Below are 445 nucleotides of genomic sequence, written 5' to 3' on the forward strand. Positions count from 1 at the left end.
CCCACGGCATAGGTGAGGCTGTTTTTCAGGCGGCCCGTATCGGAAAGAATCCGGCCCTCCCGGATTTTGAGCGCATCCCATGGTGTGCCGTCAGGGCCGCGTTCATTCACAAAGTTCATCTTGGCGTCGCTGACCAAGGCACGACCGAGCCGCTGAAAGAGCGGCTTGCGGTACTGGTAGAGGCTGACGGTATCCATCAGTCTCTGGATGTTCTTTTGCGCCTCATCAATCGAAAGCATCAGAAGTCCTTCAGGGTGTCGCTGGTGAAGATACGATCCGTGTCATCCTTGCACACGGCATACCCGGAAGAGCTGCCGGTGGCATTCTCACCGGTGGGCAGGTTCAGTTCGGCCCGGCCAGAGGACAGATCCCGCAGGGCCTGCACAGCCCGGTTATATCGCTTCTCCACTTCCTCGGTGACCCGGTTATCCATCAGCAGGTAGCG

General features: G+C 58.7%; 2 protein-coding genes. Both read right to left on the bottom strand.

The window, feature by feature from the left end; all coding sequences use genetic code 11:
• Positions 1-239, bottom strand: a 239-nt coding sequence (locus tag E1189_RS00420; protein WP_196220839.1) for a phage virion morphogenesis family protein, incomplete at its 3' end; no start/stop codon positions are given.
• Positions 239-445: phage protein Gp36 family protein (locus tag E1189_RS00425; RefSeq protein WP_155158180.1), on the bottom strand; the 207-nt coding region annotated here is incomplete at its 5' end. The genes E1189_RS00425 and E1189_RS00420, both read right to left, overlap by 1 nt.

The organism is Parendozoicomonas verongulae (assembly GCF_009711465.1).
GTDB classification, from domain to species: Bacteria; Pseudomonadota; Gammaproteobacteria; order Pseudomonadales; family Endozoicomonadaceae; genus Sansalvadorimonas; species Sansalvadorimonas verongulae.